Below are 17,936 nucleotides of genomic sequence, written 5' to 3' on the forward strand. Positions count from 1 at the left end.
CGAAACGGAGCTCCGATGTACGACCTCGACCAGGTGCTGTCGTTGCAGCACAACCCGGTGGCGTTCGCCATCCCGTTCTTCGTCCTGACGATCGTCCTCGAGATCGCGGCGCTGACCTGGCTCGACGACGACGGCGTCGCCCGGGGCGAGAAGCCGCGCACCGGCTACCTCTCCCGGGACTTCTGGACGAGCCTCTCGATGGGCCTCGGCTCGATCTTCTGGCTGACCGTCTTCAAGGTGGCCACGTTCTTCCTCTACCAGTGGGTCTACCTCAACGTGGCGCCGTTCCGGTGGGGGACCGACTCGGTCGGCTACTGGGTCGCCGCGATGCTCGCGCTGGACCTCGCCTTCTACTGCACGCACCGCTTCGTCCACGAGCACAACATCGGCTGGGCCGCGCACCAGAGCCACCACTCCAGCGAGTACATGAACTTCGGCACCGCGCTGCGCCAGAAGTGGAACCCCTGGTTCGACCTCTTCTTCTTCCTGCCGCTGCCGCTGATGGGCTTCGCGCCCTGGACCCTCTACGTCTGCTTCTCGATCAGCCTGGTCTGGCAGTTCTTCACCCACACCGAGCTGATCGGCAAGCTGCCGCGCTGGTTCGAGTTCGTCTTCAACACCCCGAGCCACCACCGGGTCCACCACGGCTCCGACGAGATCTACCTCGACCGCAACTACGCCGGCATCCTCATCATCTGGGACCGCATGTTCGGCTCCTTCCAGGAGGAGATCCAGCGCCCGACGTACGGCCTGACCTACAAGGTCGAGACCTACAACACCCTCAAGCTCGAGTACGCCGCGTTCGGCTCCATCGCGCGCCAGCTCAAGGCGGCCACGAGCTGGCGCGAGCGCTGGGGCTACCTGTGGGGCCCTCCCGGCTGGGCGCCCGAGCCCGCCCGCGAGCAGGAGCAGCAGCCCGCGGCCTGACCTGGCCGGCGTGCCCGAGACCAGTCGGTCCGACAAGTTGCACAGGCGAAACATGACCGACCCGGCACGGCAATCCTGACCTGTCACGGTGTCTGTGTCCCTTCCGAGGCGAAAGCCCCTCGAGGGACGGAGCACCAGTCGACCTGAGGGAGATCGTCATGCTGTGGAGAGTTCGCGCCACCCTTCCGGACCAGCCGGGAGCGCTCGCAGTCCTTGCGCAGAACTGTGGAGACGCCGGCGTCAACATCCTGGGCCTGCAGATCTTCCCCGGGGTCGACTCGGTGACCGACGAGCTCATCCTGCGTACGCCGTCAGGATGGGGCGAGGCTGACCTCGCCGCGCTCGTCGAGCGGTCCGGGGGCAACGGCGCCTCCGCAGTCCGCTGCACCGAGAACGCACTTGTCGACCAGCCGACCCGCTTCGTGCGGGCGGCCCGGGCGATCGCGGGCCATCCCGCGTCGTTCCCCGAGGTGGTGGCCAAGCTCTTCGACGCCGAGCCCGAACGCCGTGACGGCGTCGTGGGCCAGGACGTCATGGAGCTCGCGGTCGGCGACGTGCTCGTCCAGATCCGGCGTACGGCGCCGTTCACGCCCACCGAGATCGCCCGGGGCACCGCCCTGGCCGACCTCGTCGGTGACGTGCTCGCCCGGATGAAGGGCAGTCCGGTTGTCAACAACGCACTGCGTGTCCCGCAGGATCCGCAGGTCGAGGAGCGCGCCGATGGAGTCGCGGCTGTCCTCGACGGCGCGACGCTCGCCGTCGCGCGGCTGATCCCGAGCGAGGAGGAGGGCGTCTTCGAGCTCTCCCTGCGCGTCGACCCGGCGTGGCAGCGCCAGGGGCTGGGGCGCAAGCTGCTCCGCGCCGCTGCCCGCCGGGCGGCCGAGGAGGGCGCCACCGAGCTCGTCATGACGACCGGCGTCGGCAACCAGGCAGTGCTGCCGATGGTGCTCGCCGCCGGCCTGCGCGGCCGGATCCGGATGGCGTCGGAGACCCTCACCGTCCGCGTCCCGCTGCGTGACCTGAAGCCTGTCCCCGCCTGAGCTTCCCGCGGGGCCCGTCAACGGCGACGGGCCCCGTCCGGGAGCGCCCACCCGCGTCGTACGGACTCGTCTGCGCCCCATAGAATGGCCCAATGGAGCTCCCCGAGAAGTTCGCTGCGCTTGGCCTCACGTACGACGACGTCCTGCTGCTGCCGGGGGAGTCGGACCTCAACCCTGCCGACATCGACACCACGTCGAAGCTGACGCGGGAGATCTCGCTGAAGGTCCCGCTCATCTCCGCCGCGATGGACACCGTCACCGAGTCGCGCATGGCGATCGCCATGGCGCGCCAGGGCGGCATCGGCATCCTGCACCGCAACCTCTCGACCGAGGAGCAGGCCTACCAGGTCGACCTCGTCAAGCGGACCCAGACCGGCATCATCTCCAACCCGGTCACGATCACCGCCGACAAGACCCTCGAGCAGCTCGACGCCATCTGTGGTGAGTACCGCGTGTCCGGCCTGCCGGTCGTCGACACCGACAACACCCTCGTCGGCATCGTGACCAACCGCGACCTCCGGTTCACCCCGGTCGCCGAGTGGGCGACCACCAAGGTGGACGAGGTGATGACGCGCATGCCGCTGATCACCGGTCCGGCCGGCATCGACCGCGACGACGCGACGCTCCTGCTGCGCAAGCACAAGCTCGAGCGCCTCCCGCTGATCGACGGCAACGGCAAGCTCGCCGGCCTGATCACCGTCAAGGACTTCGTCAAGGGCGAGCAGTTCCCCGACGCCTCGCGCGACGGCGACGGCCGCCTCCTCGTGGGTGCCGCGGTCGGTTACTTCGGTGACGCGTGGGAGCGCGCCACCACCCTGGTCGAGGCGGGGGTCGACGTCCTCGTCGCCGACACCGCCCACGGTCACGTGCACCTCCTGCTCGACATGGTCCGCAAGCTGAAGAACGACCCCGCCACCAAGCACGTCCAGGTGATCGGCGGCAACGTCGCCACCCGCAGCGGTGCGCAGGCGTTCGTCGACGCCGGCGCCGACGCGGTCAAGGTCGGCTTCGGTCCGGGCTCGATCTGCACCACCCGCGTCGTCACCGGCTGTGGCGTCCCGCAGGTCACCGCGGTCTACGAGGCGTCGCTCGCCGCGACCCCGGCCGGCGTGCCCGTGATCGCCGACGGCGGCCTCCAGCAGTCCGGTGACATCGCCAAGGCCCTCGTCGCGGGCGCGTCCACGGTGATGATCGGGTCGATGCTGGCCGGCACCGAGGAGTCGCCGGGCGAGATCGTCTTCCACCAGGGCAAGCAGTTCAAGGCCTACCGCGGCATGGGCTCGCTCGGCGCGATGTCCTCGCGTGGCAAGAAGTCCTACTCCAAGGACCGCTACTTCCAGGCCGAGGTCACCAGCGACGACAAGATCGTCCCCGAGGGCGTCGAGGGCCGCGTGGCCTACCGCGGCCCGCTCGCCGCGGTGACGCACCAGCTCGTCGGCGGCCTGCAGCAGTCGATGTTCTACGTCGGCGCGCGCACCGTCCCGGACCTGCAGGAGCGCGGCAAGTTCATCCGCATCACCTCGGCCTCGCTCAAGGAGAGCCACCCGCACCACATCGAGATGACGGTCGAGGCGCCCAACTACTCCGCGCGCTGATCCAGCTCGTCCCGAAGGCCCGGCGTCCCCGTGACGCCGGGCCTTCGTCGTACGCCGGCACGGGTCACGGCCACGGGGCATCCCGGCTAGCCTCGGTCGGGTGAGCGAGGCCAGCGATGGGTGACAGCGTCCGCGTCGATGCGTGGTGCTGGGCGGTGCGGCTCTACAAGTCGCGCTCGCAGGCGACCGCGGGGGCCAAGGCCGGCCACATCCGGGTCAACGGCGTGCGCGTGAGGGCGTCGCAGCCGGTCAGGATCGGCGACGAGGTGCGCGTCTACACGGATCGCGAGCACCTCGTGGTCGTGAAGCAGCTGCTGGTCAAGCGCGTCGGCGCGCCGCTGGCCGCCCTCGCCTACGAGGACAGGACGCCGCCGCTGCCGCCGAAGGAGGAGCGCGCGGCCCCGGTCTTCGCGCGTCCCCGCGGCGCCGGCCGGCCCACCAAGCGTGAGCGCCGCGAGCTCGACCAGCTGCGCGGCCGCGAGGGCTGACACGGCGACTGCCTCTTGCCATCCGGGCCACGATCCCCGAGAGTGACCACACCTGTTGTCACTCGTCGCACCTCCCGAGGATCTCCATGCAGCCGTTGAGCCGTCGTTCAGTCCTGGCCGGAACGGGCGTCGCCGCAGCGACGGCCGCGACCATCGGGCCGGTCGCGCCCGCCCTCGCCGTCACCCGCAAGCGCGTGGCGATCCTGGGTGGCGGGATGGCCGGCCTGTCGGCGGCCTTCGAGCTGGTCGAGCGCGGGTACGAGGTGACCGTCTACGAGCGCAACGCGCTGGGTGGCAAGGCGCGCAGCATCCCGGTCGCGGGCACGGCCACGGACGGGCGCCTGCCGCTGCCGGGTGAGCACGGCTTCCGCTTCTTCCCCGGCTTCTACCACCACATCCCGGACACGATGGCGCGGATCCCCTTCGGCACGAACCGGCGTGGGGTGAAGGACAACCTCGTCGCCGCGCCGGTGCCGTACTTCCCGCGCTCGGGCGGGCGCAACGACCAGAACCTCTTCGGCTTCATCCCCGACCCCCGCGACCTCGGTACGCCGGACGCGCTGACCCGACTGGTCCGTGACGAGTGGCTCGGCCAGCAGGGCGTCATGCCGGACGACGCGGCGTACTTCTCCTCGCGGCTCATCGTCTACCTGAGCAGCTGCGACGCGCGCCGCATGGGGCAGTGGGAGAAGACCTCGTGGTGGGAGTTCGTGGATGCCGCGAACCGCTCCAGCGAGTACCAGACGGTGGCCGCGCGCGGCATGACGCGGGCGCTCGTGGCCGCCAAGGAGGAGGTCGCCAGCACGCGCACGATCGGCAACATGGCCGAGGCGTTCCTCTACGCCCTGGTCGGCCTCGGCACGACCGGCCACGCCGACCAGGTGCTCAACGGGCCGACCAACGAGGTCTGGATCGACCCGTGGGTGGCTCTGCTGCGGCAGAAGGGCGTCCGCTTCGTCACGGGCGCGACCGTCACCGGCCTGACCGTCGGCAGTGGCCGGGTCACCGGGGCGAAGGCGCGCCTCGCCGACGGGTCGACGTACTCGATCGTGGCGGACTGGTTCGTCAGCGCGATGCCCGTGGAGCGGATCGCGAAGCTGCTGACCGCACCGGTGCTCGCGCTCGACCCGTCGCTGGCCCGGCTGCACAACCTCTACACCGACTGGATGAACGGGATGCAGATCTACCTGCGCCGGCCGGTCAACATCACCCAGGGCCACATCGCCTTCCTCGACTCGCCGTGGTCGATCACCGGCCTGACCCAGGGCCAGTTCTGGGCGGAGGACTTCGCCACGACGTACGGCGACGGCACGGCGGTCGACTGCCTCTCCGTGGACATCTCCGACTGGACGACGCCCGGCATCCTCTACGGCAAGCCCGCGAAGGAGTGCACGCGGCAGGAGGTGTTCAACGAGGTCTGGGCACAGATGAAGGCGGCCCTCGAGGACACCGGCAAGAGCGTCCTGCCCGACGACATCGTCCATTCCTGGCACCTCGACCCGGGCATCCGCTGGCACCCGTCGACCGGCTCGAACAGCAACGACGAGCCGCTGCTGGTCAACACCGTGGACTCGTGGAAGAACCGGCCGACCGCGACCACCCGCATCCCCAACTTCTTCCTGGCCGGCGACTACGTGCGGACCAACATCGACCTCGCCACGATGGAGGGCGCCAACGAGGCGGGACGGCAGGCGGCCAACGCGATCCTGGCGGCGTCCGGCTCCTCCGCGACCCGGGCCCGGATCTACAAGATGTACCGCCCGATCGAGTGGGAGGCGCTGAAGCTCGTCGATGCGGCCCGCTACCAGCTGGGGCAGAAGAACCTCTTCGACCTCAGCCGGTGAGCCCCGCGGACGACGTGGGGGCGCGGTGCGCGACCCCCTAGACTTCCCCCGTGACTGAGATCGAGATCGGCCGCGCCAAGCGTGCTCGCCGCGCGTACTCCTTCGACGACATCGCGATCGTGCCCTCGCGGCGCACGCGCGACCCCGAGGAGGTCAGCGTCGCCTGGCAGATCGACGCCTACCGCTTCGAGCTGCCGGTCATCGCCGCGCCGATGGACTCGGTCATGTCGCCCTCCAGCGCGATCGCGCTGGGCAAGCTCGGCGGCCTCGGCGTGCTCAACCTCGAGGGCCTGTGGACCCGCTACGAGGACCCGACCGACCTGCTCGCCGAGGTCTCGGAGCTCCGTGGCTTCGACGCCACGCGCCGCATGCAGGAGATCTACGCCGAGCCGATCAAGCCCGAGCTGATCACCGCCCGCCTGCACGAGATGCGCGACGCCGGCGTGACCGTCGCCGGCTCGCTGTCGCCGCAGCGCACCAAGGAGTACGCCAAGTGCGTCGTCGACGCGGGCGTCGACATGTTCGTCATCCGGGGCACGACGGTCTCCGCCGAGCACGTGAGCAGCCAGGCCGAGCCGCTCAACCTCAAGGAGTTCATCTACGAGCTCGACGTCCCGGTCATCGTCGGCGGCTGCGCGACGTACCAGGCGGCCCTGCACCTGATGCGCACCGGCGCGGCCGGTGTCCTCGTCGGCTTCGGCGGCGGTGCCGCCCACACGACCCGCTCGGTGCTCGGCGTCGCGGTCCCGATGGCCTCGGCCGTCTCCGACGTCGCCGCTGCCCGCCGTGACTACCTCGACGAGTCCGGTGGCCGCTACGTCCACGTCATCGCCGACGGCTCGATCGGCCGCTCGGGCGACGTCGCCAAGGCGATCGCCTGCGGTGCCGACGCGGTCATGGTCGGCTCGCCGTTCGCCCGTGCGACCGACGCTCCGGGCGCGGGCTTCCACTGGGGCACCGAGGCGCACCACGCGGAGCTGCCGCGGGGCGAGCGCGTCGAGTTCGGCACCGTCGGCACGATCGAGGAGATCCTCCTCGGCCCGTCCCGCGTCGCCGACGGCACGATGAACCTCATCGGCGCCCTCAAGCGCTCCATGGCCACGACCGGCTACACCGAGCTCAAGGAGTTCCAGCGCGTCGAGGTCGTCGTCGAGTCCTGACCCCACGGGGTGCCCCGGCGGGGTAGACATGGGGCATGGCACCTCTGGCGAGTGACCTGAGTCCGCAGGCGCGGGAGTCCGCGCTCGACCAGCTGGGTGCGCCCGGCAACGAGGTCGACGTCCTCGTCGTCGGTGGCGGCATCACCGGCGTCGGTGCCGCGCTCGACGCGGTGACGCGTGGCCTGACGGTCGGCCTGATCGAGCAGCGCGACCTCGCCTCGGGCACGAGCAGCCGCAGCTCCAAGCTGGTCCACGGGGGCCTGCGCTACCTCGAGATGATGGACTTCGCGCTGGTCCGGGAGGCGCTCCACGAGCGCGGCCTGCTGCTCACCCGCCTCGCTCCGCACCTGGTCAAGCCGGTGCCGTTCCTCTACCCGCTCACCCGTCGCGGCTGGGAGCGGCCGTACGTCGGGGCCGGGCTGGCGCTCTACGACGCGATGGCGAAGCTCGGCGCCCTGGCCGACAACGGCGGCAACATGGGCCTGCCGCGCCACCGCCACCTCAGTCGCAAGGCGGTCGCCCGGATCGCCCCGGACTTCAAGGCCTCGAAGCTCGCCGGCGCGATCCAGTACTGGGACGCGCAGGTCGACGACGCCCGCCTCGTGATGACCGTGGCCCGCACGGCGGCCGCCCACGGTGCGCTGATCGCGACCCGCACCGCCTGCATCGGCTTCATCCGTGAGGGGGAGCGGGTCGTCGGCGTGCAGGCCTTCGACCTCGAGCAGGAGAAGGTCATCGAGATCCGCGCCCGGGTCATCGTCAACGCCGCCGGCGTGTGGACCGACGAGATCCAGGAGCTGGTCGGTGGCCGCGGCTCGCTCCACGTCAAGGCGAGCAAGGGCATCCACATCGTCGTGCCGCGCGACCGGATCCGCTCGGAGTCGGGCTTCATCGTGCGCACCGAGACCAGCGTCCTCTTCGTGATCCCGTGGGGGCGCCACTGGATCATCGGCACCACCGACACCGCGTGGGACCTCGACCGCGCGCACCCGGCCGCCAGTCGCACCGACATCGACTACATCCTCGAGCACGTCAACCGGATCCTGCGGGAGCCGCTCGACCACGACGACGTCGAGGGCGTGTACGCCGGGCTGCGGCCGCTGCTCTCGGGCGAGTCCGAGCCGACCAGCCGGATCAGCCGCGAGCACACGGTGGTCACGCCCGTGCCGGGCCTGGTGATGATCGCCGGCGGCAAGCTCACGACGTACCGGGTGATGGCGCGGGACGCGATCGACGCCGCGAGCCACTCCCTGCGCACGGGCGGCTCGACGGCGGTGCGCGACTCGATCACCGACCGGGTCCCGCTCGTCGGGGCCGACGGCTACGAGACGCGGGCCAACCAGCGGGTGATGCTGGCCCGGCGCTCGGGCCTCCACCTGGCCCGGATCGACCACCTGCTCGGCCGCTACGGCGGTCGCATCGACGACGTGCTCGCGCTGATCGCCGACCGGCCGGAGCTCTCCGCCCCGCTCACCGGAGCCGACGACTACCTGGCGGCGGAGGTCGTCCACGCGGTCACCCACGAGGGCGCCCGCCACCTCGACGACGTGCTCGTGCGGCGTACCCGGATCTCGATCGAGACCTTCGACCGGGGCGTCGGCGCCGCACCGGAGGTGGCCCGGCTGATGGGGGACGAGCTGGGCTGGGACGACGAGCGCCGCGAGGCCGAGGTGGAGCACTACCTGCGCCGTGTGGCAGCCGAGCGGAAGAGCCAGAAGATGCTCACCGACGAGGAGGCGGACGAGGCGCGGATCAGCCTCCACGACCTGATCTGACCTCTGGGTCATATGCCACGGCGGCGGTTGACACCGCAAGGAGATGTGTAAACGATCTCACTCCTGCGGAACGCTGGTATGTGCGACGCGGTGTCGCCTACTCTCGAGTACATGAGCGCACGCAACCCCGAGCCCCCGAAGGACCGCACGGTCGAGGGCCCGCACGACCCCGAGCACAACATCGCCGGCTCCTACGCCCTCGAGCCGGAGTACGTCGCGGCCCTGACGTCGCACCTCCTCGCCACGTCGGGTGAGGTCGCCCAGTCGGTCTCGCCGGTCAACGGCCAGCCGCTCGGCGTCATCCCGCAGTCCTCGATCGACGACGTCGACACCGCCTTCGCGCGGGCGCGTGCCGCCCAGGCGACCTGGGCCCGCACCTCGATCGACGAGCGCGCGCGGATCATGATGCGCTTCCACGACCTCGTGCTGAAGCACGCCGAGGAGATCATGGAGATGGCCGTCTGGGAGTCGGCGAAGGCGCGTCGTGACGCCTACAACGAGGTCTACCACGTCGCGCTCACCGCTCGTTACTACGCGCGCACGGCCCACCGTCACCTCGACACGACCCGCCGCGCGGGCGTGCTGCCGGGCCTGACCCGCATCGACCTCAACCGCGTGCCGAAGGGTGTCGTCGGCATCATCTCGCCGTGGAACTACCCGTTCACCATGGCGATGTCCGACGGCCTGCCTGCGCTCATGGCCGGCAACGCGGTCGTCACCAAGGCCGACAGCCAGACCATGCTGACCTCGCTCGTCGGCGTGCGTCTGCTCCGTGAGGCGGGCTTCCCCGAGGACCTGTGGATCGCCGTCGCCGGCCCGGGCTCCAAGATCGGCACCGCGATCATCGGCCGCGCCGACTACATCTGCTTCACCGGCTCGACCGCGACCGGCAAGCGCGTCGCCGCGGGCTGCGCCGAGCGCCTGATCAACTGCTCGCTCGAGCTCGGCGGCAAGAACCCCCTCCTGGTCCTCGAGGACGCCAACATCGAGCGTGCCTCCGAGGGCGCCGTGCGTGCGTCGTACGGCAACGCCGGTCAGCTCTGCGTCTCGACCGAGCGGCTCTTCGTCGCCGACGCGATCTACGACCGCTTCGTCGCGCGCTTCGTGGCGCGCACCGAGGCGATGACGCTCGGCGCCGGCCAGGACTGGTCGATCGACATGGGCTCGCTCATCTCCCAGGACCAGCTCGACACCGGGCTCGCGCACATCGAGGACGCCGTCGCCAAGGGCGCCACGGTCCTCACCGGTGGCAAGCACCGCCCCGACATCGCGCCGTACTTCCTCGAGCCGACGATCCTCGAGGGCGTCACGCCCGAGATGGACATCTACGCCAACGAGACCTTCGGCCCGGTCGTCTCGCTCTACCGCTTCCACGAGGAGACCGAGGCGATCGCGCTCGCCAACGAGGGCTGCTACGGCCTCAACGCCTCGGTGTGGACCAAGGACGCCAAGCGCGGCCGCGCCATCGCCCGCGAGATCAAGGCCGGCACGGTCAACGTCAACGAGGGCTACGCCGCGACGTTCGGCTCGCTCGAGGCCCCGATGGGCGGCATGCGCGAGTCCGGCCTGGGCCGTCGCCAGGGTGCCGAGGGCATCCACCGCTACACCGAGGTCCAGTCGGTCGGCACCCAGCGGCTCCACCCGCTGACCCAGCCCTGGCTGCTCAGCAACAAGCAGTGGGCCGGCATCACCTCGCTCAACGAGAAGCTCATGACGAAGGCGGGGCGCCGCGCGTGAGCCACCAGCACTACGACGTCCTCATCATCGGCTCGGGCTTCGGTGGCTCCGTCTCCGCGCTGCGGCTGACCGAGAAGGGCTACAAGGTCGGCGTGCTCGAGGCGGGCGCGCGCTTCCGCGACGAGGACTTCGCGAAGAACTCCTGGGACCTGAAGAAGTTCCTCTTCAACCCCGCCATCGGCGCCTACGGCATCCAGCGCATCGACATGGTCAAGGACTGCCTGATCCTCGCCGGCGCTGGTGTCGGCGGCGGCTCGCTGGTCTACGCCAACACGCTCTACGAGCCGCTCGACGCCTTCTACAAGGACCGCTCGTGGGCGCACATCACCGACTGGAAGTCGGAGCTCGCGCCCTACTACGACCAGGCCAAGCGCATGCTCGGCGTCGTCATCAACCCGGTCGAGACCGCCTCCGACCGCGAGGTCGCGAAGGTCGCGCAGCAGTTCGGCAGCGCCGACTCGCTCCACATGACGCCGGTCGGCGTCCTGTTCGGTGGCGAGGACGGTCGTGACGGCGGCAAGGACGTCGAGGACCCGTACTTCGGCGGCGCCGGCCCCCGGCGTACGACGTGCACGAACTGCGGCGAGTGCATGACCGGCTGCCGTCACGGTGCGAAGAACACCCTCGTGAAGAACTACCTCTACCTGGCCGAGCAGGCCGGCGCCGAGGTGCACCCGCTGACGACCGTCACCGACGTCCGGCCGAAGGTCGGCGGTGGCTACACCGTCACCGCCCGCTGGACCAAGGCGAAGCTGTCGCGCAAGACCGCGGTCAAGACCTTCACGGCCGACCACGTCATCTTCGCCGCGGCCGCGCTCGGCACCCAGAAGCTCCTGCACAAGCTGAAGGACGAGGGCTCGCTGCCGCGCGTCTCGGACCGCCTCGGCGTGCTCACGCGCACCAACTCGGAGTCGATCCTCGGCGTCATCTCGGAGCGGGGCGCCGACGTCGACTTCACCGACGGCGTCGCGATCACCTCCTCGTGGCACCCCGACGAGGTCACCCACATCGAGCCGGTCCGCTACGGCAAGGGCTCCAACGCGATGGCGCTGATGCAGACGGTCCTCAGCGACGGCGGCGCCGGCCGCTTCGGTCGCTGGGCGAAGGACTACGCCAAGCTCTGGATGAAGCCGACCAACCTCACCAACCTGTACGACGTGAAGCACTGGTCCGAGCGGGTCGTGATCCTGCTGGTCATGCAGACGCTCGACAACTCGATCACCACCTCGCTCAAGAAGCTCCCGGGCGGCAAGAAGGTGATGACCTCGAAGCAGGGCCACGGTGGCGAGAACCCCACCTGGATCCCGGTCGCCAACGAGGCCGCCCGCCAGATGGCCGACAACATGAACGGCGTCGCCGGCGGCACCGTGGGCGAGCCGTTCAACATCCCGCTGACGGCGCACTTCATCGGCGGCTGCACGATCGGTGACTCGGCGGACACCGGCGTGGTCGACCCGTTCCACCGGATGTACGGCTACGAGGGCCTGCACATCATGGACGGCTCGACGATCTCGGCGAACCTCGGTGTGAACCCGTCGCTGACGATCACCGCCCAGGCCGAGCGTGCCCTGTCGTTCTGGCCGAACAAGGGCGAGGTGGACACCCGCCCCGCGCAGGGCGAGGCCTACCGCCGCATCGAGCCGGTCCAGCCGAAGAACCCGGTCGTGCCCGAGGCGGCTCCGGCAGCGCTGCGGCTGCCCATCGTGGGCATCTCCTGACCCACCTCGACACATCCGTCACACGTCGCGGCCCCGTCCCAAATCTTTTGGGACGGGGCCGTAACGCGTCTCGGAAGGGGTCGTTGCACGAAGAGGACCCGGAGAGTCTTGCTCCCTCCCATGCCGGGTCCCGTGTCCGCGCGGTTCCACCATGCGTGGACGGCCAGGACCCCGCCACCCTCCCTCCCCGGCGGGGTTCTGGTGCGTCACGGCGTCTCCGGCGCTCTCGTCGGCGCTCTCGTCGGGGTCGCGGACGATGGCCGGGAGGGCGGCGTACGGACGATAGAATCCGCGCGTGACTGACACTTCTCACGACCTCGTCCTCGTCGTCGACTTCGGCGCGCAGTACGCCCAGCTGATCGCGCGCCGCGTCCGCGAGGCGAAGGTGTACTCCGAGATCGTGCCGCACACGCTGCCCGTCGCCGAGATGCTGGCGAAGAAGCCGAAGGCGATCATCCTCTCCGGCGGCCCGTCGTCGGTCTACGAGGACGGCGCCCCGTCGCTCAACGGCAACCTCTTCGACGGCCAGGTGCCGGTCTTCGGCATGTGCTACGGCTTCCAGACGATGGCCCAGGCGCTCGGTGGCGAGGTCTCCGCGACCGGCCTGCGGGAGTACGGCCGCACCCCGGTCAACGTCGTCGAGCACGGTGTGCTGATGGCGGGCATGCCGTCGGCCCACAACGTGTGGATGTCGCACGGCGACCAGGTCGTCAAGGCGCCGGAGGGCTTCAAGGTCCTCGCCTCGACGGAGCTGACCCCGGTCGCGGCCTTCGAGGACGTCGACCGTGGCTACGCGGGTGTGCAGTGGCACCCCGAGGTGCTCCACTCCGAGCACGGCCAGCAGGTGCTCGAGCACTTCCTGTGGAACATCGCCGGCTGCCGCCAGACGTGGACCATCGGCAACATCGCGGAGGAGCAGATCGCCCGGATCCAGGAGCAGATCGGCCCCGACGGGCGCGCGATCTGCGGCCTCTCCGGTGGTGTCGACTCGGCCGTCGCCGCGGCGATCGTGCAGAAGGCGATCGGCGACCGACTCACCTGCGTCTACGTCGACCACGGCCTGATGCGCAAGGACGAGACCGCGCAGGTCGAGCGCGACTTCGTCGCCGCCACCGGCGCCAAACTGATCGTCGTCGACGCCGAGAAGCAGTTCCTCGACGCGCTCGCCGGCGTCTCCGAGCCGGAGGCCAAGCGCAAGATCATCGGCCGCGAGTTCATCCGCGCCTTCGAGGGTGCTGAGCTCGAGGTCATCAAGAGCGCACCCGAGGGCTCCAAGGTGGGCTTCCTCGTGCAGGGCACGCTCTACCCGGACGTCGTCGAGTCGGGCCACGGCGCCGGCGCTGCGACGATCAAGTCCCACCACAACGTCGGCGGCCTCCCCGAGGACCTCGAGTTCGAGCTCGTCGAGCCGCTGCGTGAGCTCTTCAAGGACGAGGTCCGCGCCGTCGGTGCCCAGCTCGGGCTGCCGGACGTCATCGTCCAGCGCCAGCCGTTCCCGGGCCCGGGCCTCGGCATCCGGATCATCGGCGAGGTGACCCGGGAGCGCCTCGACATCCTGCGCGAGGCCGACGCGATCGCCCGCGAGGAGATGACCAAGGCCGGCCTCGACGGCACGATCTGGCAGATGCCGGTCGTGCTCCTCGCCGACGTCCGCTCGGTCGGCGTCCAGGGCGACGGCCGCACCTACGGCCACCCGGTCGTCCTGCGCCCGGTCACCTCCGAGGACGCGATGACCGCCGACTGGGCGCGCCTGCCCTACGAGGTCCTGGAGCGGATCTCGACCCGGATCACCAACGAGGTCGCGGAGATCAACCGCGTCACCGTCGACATCACCTCGAAGCCCCCGGGCACCATCGAGTGGGAGTGACACGCTCCTGTTGAACGCCGAAGGGGCCGACGGACGACCGTCGGCCCCTTCGGTGCTCTCCGGGGGCGTCACCTCTGCGGGAACGCGCACCCTCCCGGCAGCCCGAGCCTGCGGAAGACGATGGCGGCCGGGCAGAAGCCGGTGAACGCCGACTGGAGCAGGTTGGCGCCCACGAAGCCGGTGAGCAGCAGGAACCACGGCGAGACCAGTGCGACCAGGATCGCGCTGGTCAGGGTCATGGTGCCCGCCAGGATCAGGACGGCCCGGTCGACGGTCATCGGCGGCCTCCGAAGAGCCGGGCCAGGACCCCCTGGCCGTGTGCGTCGGCGTGGCCGTCGCACCAGTTGGCCGGCGGCACCATGGCCTTCACGGCAGCGACGTGCTGGCCGCAGCCCGCCCACGTGGTCTTCTTGCAGGTCTTGCAGGCAACGGGTCGACACATGGTCGATCTCCTTCCGTTCGTGGTGAGGGGTCAGGCCGGGTTCTCGCCGGCCTCGAGGGCGTCCGCGAACTCGCAGAAGGCCTCGTAGGCGCGGGCCCCGTGGATCGTGGCGGGGCCGCCGTGCATGAGGAAGGTGACGCCGATCGCCTCGGCGGCTTCCTGCCGCGTCGCCCCGGCACGGACGGCGGCCTGGCTGTGTGAGGCGATGCAGCCGTCGCAGCCCTCCACGACACCGATCGCCAGGGCGATGAGCTCCTTGGTCTTCACCTCGAGCGCTCCCGGGGCGAAGACGCCCTTGTGCAGCTCGCTCCATCCGGCGTACACGTCGGGGATCGCCCGGCGCAGCGCGCGGTGCTGCGGGGAGAGCTCGCGGAGGACGGCCTTGCCGTGTGCGGAGTGGTTCTCGGTCATGGTGATGCCTTTCAGTGCGAGAAGCGGATGGTGGGGAGGATCCGGCGGAGCCAGGCGGGCGAGGCCCAGGCCGCGCGGCCGGCGAGCCGGAGCATCACCGGGAGCAGGACCAGCCGGACCAGGAAGGCGTCGAGCAGGACCGCGACGCCGAGGATGACGCCCATCTCCTTGGGCGGGAGCGGGCCGGAGAGGGCGAAGGTGAAGAAGACCGCGACCATGACGCCGCCGGCCGCGAAGATCACCCGGCCGGAGTGGGCCACCGCGCCGACCATCGCCTCGTGCGGGTCGCCCGACTTCTCCCAGTGCTCCTTGGCCGAGGCCAGCAGGAACACGGTGTAGTCCATCGCGATGGCGAAGATCATCGCGAAGAAGAAGACCGGCGCCCAGGCGTCGAGGAAGCCCTGGTGCTCGAAGCCGAGGAGGCCGGAGCCGTGTCCGTCCTGGAAGACCAGGCGGGCGACGCCGAACGCCGCAGCGGTGGAGAGCAGGCTCGCCAGCGTGCCGAGCAGGGAGATCAGCGGCGCCTGCAGGGCGACCAGCAGGAGCAGGAAGCCGAGCAGCATGACGACGCCGATCACGAGCGGTGCCGAGCGGTCGAGCTGGTCCTTGAGGTCCAGGTTCTCGATCGCGGCCCCGCCCACCTTCGCCGTCGACGGCAGGTCGGCGCGCAGCCGGTCGACCGTCGTCGCGAGCGCAGGGTCGGAGGGGTCGACCGTCGGCACGGCCTGGATCAGGACCAGACCGCTCCTGTCGCCCGCCGCGACCGGGGGCATGGCGGCGGCGATGCCGCGGTCGCGCGTCAGGACGTCGTACGCCGCGTCCGCCTGGTCGGCGTCGGCGATCACCTGCAGCGCACCCGGTGCGCCCGTGCCGAACGCCGTCTGGACCGTGTCGTAGCCGACGCGGGCACTCGCGTCGTCCGGAAGGACCTTGATCGACGGCATCGCGGTACGCAGCCCGAGGATCGGGGCGGCCAGCGCGACGAGGACCACGAGCGAGGCGGTGCCCCACAGCACCGGCCGCCGCCACAGCCGCTCGCCCCACGCAGCGAAAGCGGCAGAGCGGTGCTCGCCGGCCTTGACCCACGGCAGCGAGAACTTGTTGATCCGGTGGTCGAGCTTGATCAGCACGAGCGGCAGCAGCGTCAGCGTGGCCGCGAGGATGAAGACCACCGAGAGCATGATGCCGCCTGCCATCGAGCGGAACGACGGTGACGGGACGAGCATGACTGCGGAGAGCGAGACCAGCACGGTCGCCCCCGAGAGCAGGACGGCCTTGCCCGCGGTGTCCATCGTCTCGGCCACCGCGTCGCGTGCGGTCCGGTGCCGGCCCTCGCGGGCGGCGCGGTAGCGGACGACGAGGAACAGGGCGTAGTCGATACCCAGGGCGAGCGAGAACATCATCGCGAAGTTCATCGCCCAGATGGAGACGGGGACGAGCTCGTTGATGAGGACGAGGGAGCCCGCGGAGGCGACGAGGCCCGCGAGGGTGAGCAGCAGGGGCAGTCCGGCGGCGACGAGCGCGCCGAAGGCGAGCACGAGGATGCCGAGCGTGACCGGCCAGGAGCGCAGCTCCGAGCCGAGCATTGCCTTGAGGTTCGCCTCGTTGAAGTCGGACCACAGCACCGATGCGCCGGTCGGGTCGACGCTGATCGTGGAGGTGCCCGCGTCGGCGAGCTTCTCCTTCAGGTCCGTGGCGACCCTCACCATCTCGTTGGTGTCGACCCCCGCGCCGGCCAGCACGACAGCGGTCGTTCCGTCGCGCGACAGGGTCGCGCCCGGCTGCGGCGGGACGACGGTGGCGATGCGGTCGTCGCCCTCCAGGATCCGGGTCACGTCGGCGAGGACCGCCGCGCCGTCGGCTGAGGTGAGTGGCGCGCCGTCACTGTGGACGACGACCTGGAGCGCGTGGCTGGCGTTGCCGCCGAAGTGCTCCTGGGCGAGTGTGCGGGCCGCCACCGACTCCGATCCGTTCGCCTGCCAGCCCGCCCCCGAGAGGTTCTTCTCGACGAACGGCGCGAACACGCCGAGGCCGATCACGACCACCATCCAGGCGAGCGCGACCAGTCGGGTGTGGTCGGCGACCCAGAGGCCGAGGGAGCCGAGCCAGCCGGTGTTCGTGAGGGGAGCGGCGGTGTCGTCCGCCGCCTGGTCCATGTGCTGCGCCATCTGCGCCTCCTTTCGTGGAACCCCCCAGGGGGTTATGATGAGAACCGTAGCAGATAACCCCCCGGGGGGTTACGTCGAACGGGTCACAGGAGGCCGACATGCAGGAGTTCACGCTCGAACGCACGATTGCTGCGCCGTACGACGAGGCGGTGGCGCAGGTCCGCGCCGCTCTCGCGGAGGCCGGCTTCGGCGTGCTGACGGAGATCGACATGAAGGCGACGCTCAAGGCGAAGATCGGCGTCGACATCGCGCCGCGCGTGATCCTCGGCGCCTGCCGGCCCGCGCTCGCGCACCAGGCGCTTGAGGCGGATCCCCGCATCGCGACCATGCTTCCGTGCAATGTCGTGGTGTCGGCGGAACGTGAGGGCAGCCGGGTCGAGGTCTTCGATCCCGCGGCCATGACATCCTTCAGCACGTCGTCGGCGATCGCGGAGGTCGCCGCTGAGGCGCGCGACCGGCTCACGCAGATGCTGGCACGCCTCACAGGGCAGGAGGACTGACATGAAGCTCGACCAGGACGAGGTCAAGCCCGTCATCACGCGCATGAAGCGCGCCCACGGCCACCTGGCCACCGTGATCCGGATGCTCGAGGAGGGCGCGGAGTGCGAGGACGCGCTGACCCAGCTCGCGGCCGTCAACAAGGCGTTGAGCCGCAGCGGCTTCGCGCTCGTCGCCACGGGCATGCAGGCCTGCATGCGCGAGGAGGGGCCGGACGGTGTCGACACCGCCCGGATGGAGAAGCTCTTCCTCGCGCTTGCGTGAGG

At 70.4% G+C, this 17,936-nt stretch carries 16 protein-coding genes; 12 read left to right on the forward strand and 4 right to left on the reverse strand.

Translation table 11 applies throughout. From position 1 onward, the window contains the following. The first annotated feature begins 15 nt into the window (after nt 1-15). The 10 genes from IEX47_RS00650 (at nt 16) to guaA (ending at nt 14,151) form a co-directional block, all read left to right on the forward strand. Complete coding sequence (locus tag IEX47_RS00650; RefSeq protein ID WP_188781900.1) at nt 16-927, forward strand: sterol desaturase family protein; 912 nt, start codon at nt 16-18, stop codon at nt 925-927. Nucleotides 928-1,085: 158 nt separating this feature from the next. Further along, nucleotides 1,086-1,967 carry a GNAT family N-acetyltransferase gene (locus tag IEX47_RS00655; RefSeq protein ID WP_229662517.1) on the forward strand — a complete coding sequence of 294 codons (882 nt, stop codon included), beginning with the start codon at nt 1,086-1,088 and terminating at the stop codon, nt 1,965-1,967. A 92-nt stretch (nt 1,968-2,059) separates the two neighbouring features. Continuing rightward, nucleotides 2,060-3,562, forward strand: a complete 1,503-nt coding sequence (gene guaB / locus IEX47_RS00660) for an IMP dehydrogenase (protein ID WP_188781902.1) — start codon at nt 2,060-2,062, stop codon at nt 3,560-3,562. A 116-nt stretch (nt 3,563-3,678) separates the two neighbouring features. Further along, nucleotides 3,679-4,050 carry an RNA-binding S4 domain-containing protein gene (locus IEX47_RS00665; protein ID WP_188781905.1) on the forward strand — a complete coding sequence of 124 codons (372 nt, stop codon included), beginning with the start codon at nt 3,679-3,681 and terminating at the stop codon, nt 4,048-4,050. Between the two features lie 86 nt (nt 4,051-4,136). After that, entirely contained in the window at nt 4,137-5,894 is a 1,758-nt protein-coding gene (locus tag IEX47_RS00670; RefSeq protein ID WP_188781907.1) for a hydroxysqualene dehydroxylase, read from the forward strand. A gap of 50 nt (nt 5,895-5,944) precedes the next feature. Then, nucleotides 5,945-7,054: a GuaB3 family IMP dehydrogenase-related protein gene (locus IEX47_RS00675; protein ID WP_188781909.1), complete on the forward strand. Its 1,110-nt coding sequence runs from the start codon at nt 5,945-5,947 to the stop codon at nt 7,052-7,054. A gap of 35 nt (nt 7,055-7,089) precedes the next feature. Then, the gene (locus tag IEX47_RS00680; protein WP_188781910.1) at nt 7,090-8,829 is read left to right on the forward strand and encodes a glycerol-3-phosphate dehydrogenase/oxidase; all 1,740 of its coding nucleotides are present in this window, start codon (nt 7,090-7,092) and stop codon (nt 8,827-8,829) included. 111 nt (nt 8,830-8,940) lie between these two features. Next, on the forward strand, nt 8,941-10,566 hold the full coding sequence (locus IEX47_RS00685) for a succinic semialdehyde dehydrogenase (protein ID WP_188781912.1): 1,626 nt from the start codon (nt 8,941-8,943) through the stop codon (nt 10,564-10,566). Further along, on the forward strand, nt 10,563-12,284 hold the full coding sequence (locus IEX47_RS00690) for a GMC oxidoreductase (RefSeq protein WP_188781914.1): 1,722 nt from the start codon (nt 10,563-10,565) through the stop codon (nt 12,282-12,284). Before IEX47_RS00685 ends, IEX47_RS00690 begins: the two co-directional genes overlap by 4 nt. 295 nt (nt 12,285-12,579) lie before the next feature. Then, nucleotides 12,580-14,151, forward strand: a complete 1,572-nt coding sequence (gene guaA / locus IEX47_RS00695; RefSeq protein ID WP_188781916.1) for a glutamine-hydrolyzing GMP synthase — start codon at nt 12,580-12,582, stop codon at nt 14,149-14,151. Between the two features lie 68 nt (nt 14,152-14,219). Here the strand turns inward: guaA and IEX47_RS00700 are convergent, their stop codons facing one another. The 4 genes from IEX47_RS00700 to IEX47_RS00715 are packed head-to-tail and all read right to left on the reverse strand — an operon-like array spanning nt 14,220 to nt 17,172. Next, complete coding sequence (locus IEX47_RS00700) at nt 14,220-14,429, reverse strand: YgaP family membrane protein (RefSeq protein ID WP_188781918.1); 210 nt, start codon at nt 14,427-14,429, stop codon at nt 14,220-14,222. Further along, entirely contained in the window at nt 14,426-14,593 is a 168-nt protein-coding gene (locus IEX47_RS00705) for a DUF8730 family Cys-rich protein (protein WP_188781920.1), read from the reverse strand. Before IEX47_RS00705 ends, IEX47_RS00700 begins: the two co-directional genes overlap by 4 nt. A 30-nt stretch (nt 14,594-14,623) precedes the next feature. Further along, complete coding sequence (locus IEX47_RS00710) at nt 14,624-15,004, reverse strand: carboxymuconolactone decarboxylase family protein (RefSeq protein WP_188781922.1); 381 nt, start codon at nt 15,002-15,004, stop codon at nt 14,624-14,626. 11 nt (nt 15,005-15,015) lie between these two features. After that, complete coding sequence (locus tag IEX47_RS00715) at nt 15,016-17,172, reverse strand: MMPL family transporter (RefSeq protein ID WP_229662518.1); 2,157 nt, start codon at nt 17,170-17,172, stop codon at nt 15,016-15,018. A 98-nt stretch (nt 17,173-17,270) separates the two neighbouring features. Between IEX47_RS00715 and IEX47_RS00720 the strand changes: the two genes are divergently transcribed. Together IEX47_RS00720 and IEX47_RS00725 are read left to right on the forward strand one after the other, a co-directional pair. Next, nucleotides 17,271-17,672: a DUF302 domain-containing protein gene (locus tag IEX47_RS00720; RefSeq protein WP_188781924.1), complete on the forward strand. Its 402-nt coding sequence runs from the start codon at nt 17,271-17,273 to the stop codon at nt 17,670-17,672. Between the two features lies 1 nt (nt 17,673). After that, nucleotides 17,674-17,934: a metal-sensitive transcriptional regulator gene (locus IEX47_RS00725; protein WP_188781926.1), complete on the forward strand. Its 261-nt coding sequence runs from the start codon at nt 17,674-17,676 to the stop codon at nt 17,932-17,934. The last annotated feature ends 2 nt before the right edge of the window (nt 17,935-17,936 follow it).

This window comes from Nocardioides phosphati (assembly GCF_014646375.1).
Taxonomy (GTDB): Bacteria; Actinomycetota; Actinomycetes; order Propionibacteriales; family Nocardioidaceae; genus Nocardioides; species Nocardioides phosphati.